The 7,921-nt window shown below is 62.6% G+C and carries 6 protein-coding genes and 1 pseudogene; 5 read left to right on the top strand and 2 right to left on the bottom strand.

Annotated features, from left to right (window positions below):
• Positions 1 to 1,011 (bottom strand): Y-family DNA polymerase (locus AHiyo1_RS22440; RefSeq protein ID WP_084784682.1); only part of this gene is annotated, 1,011 nt, incomplete at its 3' end.
• Positions 971 to 1,375 (bottom strand): annotated as a pseudogene (locus AHiyo1_RS22435) (LexA family protein); the annotation flags it as partial. The pseudogene AHiyo1_RS22435 and the gene AHiyo1_RS22440, both read right to left, overlap by 41 nt.
• Before the next feature lie 248 nt (positions 1,376 to 1,623).
• Here AHiyo1_RS22435 and AHiyo1_RS22430 point away from each other — a divergent pair.
• The 5 genes from AHiyo1_RS22430 to AHiyo1_RS25810 all read left to right on the top strand — a co-directional run.
• Complete coding sequence (locus AHiyo1_RS22430; RefSeq protein ID WP_172465707.1) at positions 1,624 to 2,874, top strand: tyrosine-type recombinase/integrase; 1,251 nt, start codon at positions 1,624 to 1,626, stop codon at positions 2,872 to 2,874.
• A gap of 68 nt (positions 2,875 to 2,942) precedes the next feature.
• Positions 2,943 to 4,670: a hypothetical protein gene (locus AHiyo1_RS22425; protein WP_148667719.1), complete on the top strand. Its 1,728-nt coding sequence runs from the start codon at positions 2,943 to 2,945 to the stop codon at positions 4,668 to 4,670.
• Positions 4,671 to 4,965: 295 nt separating this feature from the next.
• Positions 4,966 to 6,786: a hypothetical protein gene (locus AHiyo1_RS22415; RefSeq protein ID WP_059390058.1), complete on the top strand. Its 1,821-nt coding sequence runs from the start codon at positions 4,966 to 4,968 to the stop codon at positions 6,784 to 6,786.
• Complete coding sequence (locus AHiyo1_RS22410; RefSeq protein ID WP_059390057.1) at positions 6,779 to 7,180, top strand: hypothetical protein; 402 nt, start codon at positions 6,779 to 6,781, stop codon at positions 7,178 to 7,180. The genes AHiyo1_RS22415 and AHiyo1_RS22410 overlap by 8 nt, the downstream gene beginning before the upstream one ends.
• A 550-nt stretch (positions 7,181 to 7,730) precedes the next feature.
• Positions 7,731 to 7,921: hypothetical protein (locus AHiyo1_RS25810; RefSeq protein ID WP_216363293.1), on the top strand; the 191-nt coding region annotated here is incomplete at its 3' end.

The raw sequence follows: 7,921 nt of genomic DNA, 5'->3' as shown, positions 1-7,921 counted from the left end.
CGCACGCGCAGCCTTGGTAAGCGTGATCGGGTCATCGCTCGGCGTCGGCAGCGGCACCGCGACATGGGCGGTATGCGCGACCGTGCCCTCGTCGGCCCATCCGGTGGATGCCCATGCCGACAAGTGCCCGGCGACAGAGCCTTGTGACCGGAGTCGCGCTGACACACTCTGGGCGTAGATCGAGAGCACCTGTGCCATGTCGCCGGGCTCCGTGAGCTTCTTGGCGAAGCTGCGCGAGAAGATGAGCTGGTCCTTGGCCGCCGGCGGCTGCAGCTCGAGCTCGATGCACTTGATACCGCGCAGCTCCAGGACGGTGCGTTCCATGACGACCGAGAAGCGCTTCCTGATCCACTTCGCATCGGCGTCGCGCAGCTCTTTCGCCGTATGGATGTCCATCGTGGCGAGCCTCTTCGTCGTGCGCCCGGCGACGCCCCAGAGGTCCTGTACCGGGACCGAGGCCAGGATCCGATTCAGCTGTTCGGCCGGGTATCTGCCCAGGTCGAGCACGCCATTCATCGCGGGGCTCTTCTTGATGCCGAGCGCGGCGACCTTGGCGAGGGTCTTCGTCGGACCAACCGCGACGCGCACCGGGACGCCGGTCAGGCGCATCACCGTCGAGCGGATCTCCTGGCCGAGGGCTTCGAGCTCTTCAGGCGTGCCGCGGAATCGAAGGAAGCTCTCGTCGATCGAGTAGACCTCCTGCCAGGCCGAGAAACGCGACAGGATCGTGGCGACGCGGGCGGAAAGCGAACCGTAGAGCTCGTAGTTCGATGACCGCGCGCTGACGCCCTTCGCCCGGCACCAGGACTCGATCTTGAACCAGGGCTTGCCCATGATTTCAGGGTCCATCTGCTTGGCCAGGGGGTCGGCCGCGACAACACACCCGTCATTGTTGCTTAAGACAACAATCGGTCGATCTCGGAGTGTCGGGTCGAAGACCCGCTCAGCACTGGCATAGAAGGAGACGCAGTCAACGAGTGCGATGGAGGTCGGAGCGTCTGGCTGGTTCATCACGGTGTGAAGCGTAGATCGGGCGACTGACATCGGTTTTGTGCAAGACCCAGGTGACAACGCCCCAGATCGTCAGTTCCGACAATTCGTGCAGGGCGAGATCGGGGTAGGCCGGATTCTCACTGCGCAGCACTGGCCGCCCGTGCACCAGATCGAGGCGCTTGACGGCGTACTCCGCGTCGATGACCGCGACGACGATGTGTCCAGCAACCGGAGTGATGCCTCGGTCGACGAGGAGCAGGTCACCGTCGTGAATGCCGGCATTGATCATGGATTCGCCGGCGGCGCGCCAGATGTAGGTGGAGACCCGGTCGCGGATCAGGTGCTCGGCAAGGTCCAGATCGCCCGAGAAATAATCCTGGGCGGGAGAATTATGCGCATACTCTGCATATGTCTCACTCCCGACCTATCTCACCCACCAGGCATGTCATTCTGATCTGGTCCCGTCCACTATCCGACTCCAGCGTCCTGTGGCTTGAGGATGTTGGGGTTTCGCCGCGAATTCTTGAACGAGCGAGAGCCCGCGGCCACAACGTGTCACCCGTTCTTATCGATCAGCGATCACGTCCGCTTCCGTATTGGTCCGACTTCTTCGCCGCGATTGGGCCCTCATTGAGTTCGCTCAGCCTTAGGAGCTACGCATACGACGCCCGGCGGCTGGCAGATTTTCTTGCTTCCCGGGACACGAACATTGTTGCGGCCACGCAGGACGATCTGGTCGCCTACCGCCATTCACGCACCGAAGCGGGCCGCGATGGAGTGAGCGAGGCGACATGGCAACGGGACAAGACACTCATCACCCTGGTCTTCAAGTTCCTGATCCAGCGCAAGGTCGTGGAACAGTTACCCTGGATAACCATCGGCAGGCGTTCACCCATAGATTACCCGGGTGTGCGTGGCGCGCCGGCCATCCGATTCCTCTCAAACGAGCAGTGGAGGGTCTTTCGCGAAGTCGGGCTTGGCGGACAGCTCCCGGGCGGTGAGCTGGACCTTTCATGGAGGGGAACCTGCCCGCAACGGAACATCGCCGGCGCAACTTTGGCGCTCTCGACAGGCATGCGTCTGCGCGAGTTCTGTTCGGTGCTGGACTTTGAAGTTCCATACATGATGGACCGCACGTCGTCGTTCGACATCGAAGCAACCGCCAAGTTTTCACGCCGCAGGACGGTCCACGTCCCGGCCGAGACTCTCAGGCTCATCCACCTGTACAGGCGGACCGAGCGGGCGGACGTCATTCGTAAAACCATGCAGGGCCGGGTCAGACGACGGAAGGAGCTTGCGGTCGTTCACCGGATTGACCGGATACAGAACCGCATCGCGGCCACGTTCGAAGGCAAGGAGCATGTCTGGGACGTTGCGCGGATGCCCGGCGGCCTTCGGCGGCTCTGCGTGGTGGAGACAGCGGAGGGTCTCGAGCCGCTCTCGTTGTTCGTTGGTTCAAACGGACTGGCTATCCAGCAGCGGGCGTGGGGCGCCGTTTTCGGTGCGGCGTCGCGGCGCACGGAGCGATTCCGGGATTCGCCGCTGGTCCCGGCGATGCCGGCTAAGGTGACCGCGCATGATCTGCGCCATACGTTTGCTGTTGTTTTGCTGCGCTATCTCATGGTCAAGGCTTCGGAACGGGAATCCGGACGCAGAAGAGGCGAAATCGGGAATGGTTCGATGAGTGACCATCTTGTACATTCCCCGATACTGTCGGTGCAACGGCTTCTCGGGCATGCAAGCCCATTGACCACCATGACGTACCTTCGATACGTCGAGGACACTGAAGAAATCGTTCGGCGAGCCCTGGACACCTGGTCCGACCCGGACATCACCTACGCGGACTACATCAGCGAGCTCTTCACCCGGGAGCTGAAGTGATGACTTCAGCCCGGTCTCAGACGACGGCCCTTCGGTGGGTGCACGAGGCAACGCACAGAACGCGTGTCTTGAACAGCACGCTCGATCTCAGTGACAGCAGGCTGAGGGTTCTCTCCCGCGAGTTGGGGCAGAGCTGGTACGAGGTGGCCACGACGCTGGGCTACGCGCCGACAACAGTGCGGCGCATGTCGGTTGTGGTTCGGAAATTCATCGAGTTCGCTCAGTGTGGTGACGTCGAGGATGGCGTCTCGCTGGCCGACAGCGGCGCTTCCCTGGTCGAGTGCATCCACCAGTGGGAGCTGTCGCTCAGGCAAGGGTACGCGGCGACAAGCAACATGCCCTACAAAGACGGCATGCAATTGTTGCAGATCATCCGCTGGCACATCCGATCCGGGCGGCCGGCGGGCTCCCTGGTGCGGTCCCGGGCCGGGGCAAAACCGCTTGCCCCTTCCAGAAAGGAAACACCCGTGGACGAGCTGCCGAACGGAATCCGGATCCAGTTGCGGGACAGTTGCCGGGCCATCATCCGTGACGCCGAATCCAGGATCCAGCGGGGCACGGTAATGGTCTCCAACGGCGCCGAAGTCAACGACGCCCCGGGTCCGCTCCCGGGGATTCTCCGGTTATTGCCCACCGAAGCGCCAGGCCACAGCCTGGCAGGGGATCGAGTTCGGTCCGTCGCGGCCAGGACCCGGAACCATCTGAACGGACTCAACCGGGAGGCCGGAGCGGAGAGTGCCCGCATCCGTGCCCGGAGCAGGTTCGTGCTGCCCGCATCGCTGAGCTCACGGGAGCTGCAGGCATTCAGGATTCTGCTGCTCATGGAGACGGGCTGGGCTCCGGAACAACTTACCGACATGCGACTTGGAGCCATGAAATGGGGCGACGGAAAAGTCAGCATTACAACTCAAAAGCTATGGGCCCGCACGATGAAATCGCATGAATACCACCAAGGCAACTCCAGATGGAACGTCTATGCGCTGCTTGAGCGGCTCCTGGCCCTTACAGAACCGATCCGGCACCTGACCACGGCCCGCCGGGAAGAACAGTATCTTCTTGTCCGGCTGAACAGGTCGGGACCAGAGACCTATCTGACCAACGAAATCTTCAAGCAGTACCTGCTCAAAGACCTCGTCAAGGATGTCGGCATTTCCTGGACCGGACCGTTTGACATCCGCCGGATCCGGAAAACCTTCAAGTCCGTTCAGGGGGCAGTGACCGGAACCGCAGCGGGTGCCGCAGGCATGGACCACACAGTTCAGGTCTCCCGGGGCCACTACATGCAAACGACAACCATCCACGTCCTGGCGGCCAAGGTCACAAACGCCGCCCAGGAATACGTCTATAACTCCATCCTTCAGGGGCCAGCGGTCATTCCTGCCAGGGCCAAGGAGCTCAGGCTCGCCGGGGACGATGAAACCGTGAGGGACCTCGCTGGCCGGACGGTGCGCGAGTCACCCAAGGACATGGAAATGGGGGTGACGGCGTGCAGGAACCCTTACGCTTCGCCGTTCACCACCGAGGGGAAGCTGTGCCACGTCAGGCCGTCGATGTGTTTCCTATGCCCCAACGCGCTGATCTTCCAAGACCATTTACCCCGCATACTCTCCTTCAGGGAGACGCTGCTGGCCCAGCGACCGAATTATCACCCGCAGGAGTTCCAATCGGCGTGGGGAGGAACCCTTGACTCCATAGAGGCCATCCTCAGGGAGTTTTCCCCTGCTCAGTTGAAAACGGCCGCCGATGCCGGCACCGCCTCCATCCATGTCCCTATAAGTCAGCGAGTCCACTTCTGATGAGCCCCTCTTCGGCCCCCCGCAGCGCAACAGATCCGCACAGCGACTTTTTCCCCAACTCCGAGCCCGCACTTCAGAGCGTGCCCTTGGTCCCCGGACGCTTCATCCAGCACTTCGGCCAAGCCGATGTCTGGGACCTGAACGCCTGGGAGCGCAACGCGAACCTTTCGCCCAGCAGCCACCGGCTACGCTTCCACACCCCCTGGCCGGCCTGGAACCTCAGGCTCAGGGAGATCGCCATGGTGATGCTCAACCCCTGCCACCCTCAGGTCGCCGGGCCGGGATCTTCCTGCCCATGGCCCCGGCCGCCGTCTCAACCGTCAGGTCTGTCGTTGAAGCCCTGCGGACTCTTGCTGCCTGGGTACACGAGGAGGGCCTGAACGAACATCCCTCGACCTGGACAGAACGGGATCTGGACAGATTCATAGCAAGCTGCCATGGGTCCAACCCGGCCAAGTACTACAAGGCCATCCGATGCCTCTACAAATACCGGGCAGTTCTTAGCTACGGCGGACTCGACACCGAGCCCTGGCCAGGAGCCAGCGTGGAAGCGCTCAGCGGGAACAGATCATCCAGCAGGAAAGTCAAGACGCCTGCTCTTCCGCCTGCCGTCTGGTGGCCGCTGCTGAGAGCGTGCTGGAGATACATCGATGTCTTTGCCCCTGACATACTTAAAGCTCGATCACGCTGGGAGGAACTGAACAAACCCGGCACGGCATCCGGACCGGGGCGCAGCTACAAGGATCTGCTGAAGGACTGGCTTCAGGATCCGGCCAACACGATCCCCCTCCATTCCAGCCGCCACCATGCCGACAAGTCGCGGCCCTCAGCCGACGGTTTCCATGTGCATTGGGGCGTTCTGTCACTGTCCATCAGCGGCGGCCAAACCCGTCTCATGTTCAACGGCTCCAAGGAATCCAACCTCCCGCTCAAAAACCTTGTCCTTGCCCCGGAAAACCGCTACCGGGGCAGAACCTTCGACCTCCTGCCCGACGCCCGGGACGTTGATGCAGCAGGAGGCTCACGTTCCCCCTGGATCACGAACGTCGATTCGCGAAGAATGTGGCACGAAGCCGTCGCCCTGCGGACCGCCTGTTACCTGTTCGTAGCCGCCCTGAGCATGCTTCGGGACTCCGAGCTGCAAGGCATCCTCCGCGACCCCGTCGTTCAGCATTTCGGGGCACCGGCCATCCGCACCCGCAAGTTCAAGCACGACGAGTCCAACTCGGAACAGAAGTGGTGGATCATCGAACCCGTCGCCCAGGCCCTGGCCGTCGCCCAGGAACTTTCGATCCATCCGACCAGGGTCTTTTCCGCGGTCCGACAGATCGACCCGGACAACACCGCACTGTGGCCCAACAAAGACATCCGGAAATTTGTCCGCCATATCAACGCCCACCACACGGAAATGGGACTGGAGGAGATTCCCGAATACCGGATCAACCCCCACATGTTCCGCCGGACGATGTCGATCATCGCGGGCCAACAGCCGGACGGTGAGATTGCTCTGGGTCTGACCCTGAAGCATGCTGCCGTGCGTGCACTATCCAACGCGACCACCAGCGGCTACGCCGAACCCACCCCGGAATGGGCCGAAGAACTGAAAATCGAGCTCGCGGACGCCACCGCCGTCCGCCTGGCACGCCTCATGCACGCCCGGACCTCCGGAAACACCATCGCCGTGGGCCCCGGAGCCAAGTCATTCACGGCCAAGCTCGACAAAGTAGCGTCCGCCCTTAGTGCCACCGACGGCATGGAGGGCAACATCGTCGACGAACGAATGATCAGAAACCTGCTCCGTAGCGAGTTCTCCACCGTGAAGTTCGGGAACCTGAACGCCTGCATGGGAGACCTTGGCTCAGCCCTCTGCCTCACCGGCCAGGCATCCGGAACCCCGGAGGCCTTGACCGTCAACCCTGCCCGATGTCAACCGCACCTCTGCCGCAACTCGGTCATCACGAGCGAACACCGCCCACACTGGGTCGCGACCGAACACGACCTGCGCAAAGCCCTCAAGGACAAACGTATCTCGGACAGAAACCGGGCCTCTCTTGAACAAGAGCTCGGGGACATCCGACAAGTGATCAGCGGAGTGGACCGGACCGGCGATGAGTGATATCTCCGCGGCAACCGAAGCCAGGCTCCGCAACGCGATGGGACGACTGCTGGGTGGAACGGCAGTCAATTCCGACGGCCGGCTGACGAAATCGAACCTCGCCAAAGAGGCCGGGGTCTCCCGCGCAACCATGCACCGCGCGAACGCCCTCCTCGCTGAGTGGGATGAACTCGCGCCCGCCCGGGCCCCTCGAAGCAAGGAGTTCCGCCAGATCGAAGAGCAGCTGGCCCACGAGAAAGCCAAAACCCGGCGGCTGCGCGAGAAGGTCCGGCAACTCGAAGGTCAGCTCAGTTCCGCCGCGACCATCATGTTGGAAATGCAGGCCATCATTTCTGAACAGGGCGGCGCGTCGACGGTCAGAAGAATCGGCAAGAACCAGGACCCGGGCCGATGACCTTCCGACTATGCGGCAGCCGACGCGTGGAAAGCCGACACACGCACCCAAGAGATCAAGCCCGGATACAAGGCCGGTGTCTTTGCCATCCGTGGGGCCGTACGGGGAGTTCATTCGGCGATACACCGGCCCGGACGGTGTGAGCGGTGCCGGTTTGGACAATGTCGCGCCTCTAGGCTGGTGGACGGGTCTGTCGGCTGATGACTTTCGTTGTGCTTCGACGCGGGCACTGGCCAAAGCTTGATGAAATCCGCCGGCACGTTCTTCCGAAAAATGCTGTCGGCGTCGTCGTTGTGCGCTCTTCCCGTCGACCGAGGTGCTGGGTGCGCTAATCGACGCAGCCTGGCGACCGCCTCCGGATCCGGCAGCGTCGCGGCCGCCCCCGGGGAGACTGTCCCGGTGTCGGGACCAGACGCCCTGCCAATACCGGAGCGGCCGCGGAGGCCCGAGGTCGTTCCGCTGCCGCAGGACCTCAGGCGCAGACCGGGCCGGCGTAACTTTTCCAGGTCCGCGGCGATTACGGTATCGAAGCTGCGCTGGTTGGACGTATTTGAAGCCCTACCCCAAGGTCCGGTTCGCCCCGTTGGGAACGCGGGTCCTGCCCGACGGCGCAGCATGTCAGCTCGGCCACACCGTCCGTCCAACGAGGGGGAACATCATGTATTCGGTACTCAGTGTCTTTGTTGTCGTTGCATCCATGGCCCATGTCGGAGCCGTTGCCGCCCTCGTCATCTGCTCCCG

This window comes from Arthrobacter sp. Hiyo1 (genome assembly GCF_001263615.2).
Taxonomy (GTDB): domain Bacteria; phylum Actinomycetota; class Actinomycetes; order Actinomycetales; family Micrococcaceae; genus Arthrobacter.
This window is presented reverse-complemented; position numbering and strand designations above follow the sequence as displayed.

Bases quoted from the DNA above. Each gene is read 5' to 3' on its own strand.
- AHiyo1_RS22415 (WP_059390058.1), top strand. From the start codon at position 4,966: ATGGCCCCGGCCGCCGTCTCAACCGTCAGGTCTGTCGTTGAAGCCCTG.
- AHiyo1_RS22410 (WP_059390057.1), top strand. From the start codon at position 6,779: ATGAGTGATATCTCCGCGGCAACCGAAGCCAGGCTCCGCAACGCGATG.